Source organism: Acidisoma sp. S159 (assembly GCF_009766125.1).
Classification (GTDB): domain Bacteria; phylum Pseudomonadota; class Alphaproteobacteria; order Acetobacterales; family Acetobacteraceae; genus Acidisoma.
Genome location: NZ_LMUG01000054.1, coordinates 12,402 through 13,544 on the forward strand (window position 1 = coordinate 12,402; position 1,143 = coordinate 13,544).

Below are 1,143 nucleotides of genomic sequence, written 5' to 3' on the forward strand. Positions count from 1 at the left end.
CTGGTAGATATAGCTCCATGGCTTCCAATCTTTCGGATAAGCCTTCTGCCGGGCTTCCGTTGAGCGGGTATAGGACTCGCAGCGCAGGATGACCCCGACGTCTGACGGGAAACTCGCTGCCTTCGACAGGAAGACGGTTGACGCAAGGCGTGCCTGGACCGGGTTAAGGCAGCGGACCTAGTTTGCGCCGACGCGTCCGTTAATTGAGCTTTCGGCTTATTAAAAGCCGCCCTTATGCGGATCGCCTTGAGTTTAGTCCCATTGCGTATCCGCACCAAAAGAAGCAACTGAAGTTTTGTGCATTTTTACTTGCGGCGCCAGCTCAATGGCACAATCCTTGCGTCGCCTCGACAAATCGACCGACGGGGAAGGGATGCCGCGCTACTCGCTTCTGCTCTTCGACCTTGATGGCGTTCTCTGCACGAACCACAGGCGGCGGCGGTGCGCCTATATCGGCGCTTGTGCAGGCCTGAAGGCTGAGGAGGTCGAGGCCGCTATCTGGGGGTCCGGCATTGAGACGCTGGGAGACGCTGGAGCGCTCGACGAATTAGCCTACCTACAGGCCTACCATGATGCCCTTAGCTATCCCCTGGCCCTGGACGAATGGATTGACGCTCGCCGCGTCGCGACTGAACCGCACCACGACGTCATGGATTTCGTGCGCGAGCTCAAGGGCCGTGTGCGGCTAGGCGTGTTGACGAACAACACAACGCTGATCGCGACGCACATTGTCCGGATATTCCCCGAGATACCCAAACTCTTTGGTTCGGCGGTTTACGCGTCCGCCCAGTTCAAAGCCGCCAAGCCGGACCCTGCGTGCTACCTCGGCTGCCTGGCGGCGATGGATGCGCGGCCCGCGGAAACGCTGTTCATCGATGATGCGCAGGTCAACGTTGACGGTGCGGAGAGGGCGGGATTGGCGGGCCACCTCTATACGGGCCTGGATGCACTGCGGGGCTTTTTGAAAGAGCAGGCCGAATTGTAACTGCCGCCGATGCCGCTTTCTTCATTCACCAAACGGTCATTTCCTCGGGAGGCCGGCTGTTAGATAAGGATTCTGTTCCTGGCCGTGTGGACGGATTTAACCAGCATCAGTGCGCACGCGAAACTGATGATGGCTGAGTAGCTGATGTCGGTCTTCTC

The 1,143-nt window shown here is 58.8% G+C and carries 1 protein-coding gene; it reads left to right on the top strand.

What is annotated here, in order from left to right; all coding sequences use genetic code 11:
- Nucleotides 1-325: 325 nt before the first annotated feature.
- Nucleotides 326-985 (top strand): HAD family phosphatase, encoded by a 660-nt coding sequence (locus GSQ92_RS16360; protein ID WP_159013700.1) that lies wholly within the window; start codon nt 326-328, stop codon nt 983-985.
- Nucleotides 986-1,143 lie beyond the last annotated feature (158 nt).

Bases quoted from the DNA above. Each gene is read 5' to 3' on its own strand.
- GSQ92_RS16360 (WP_159013700.1), top strand. From the start codon at position 326: ATGGCACAATCCTTGCGTCGCCTCGACAAATCGACCGACGGGGAAGGG.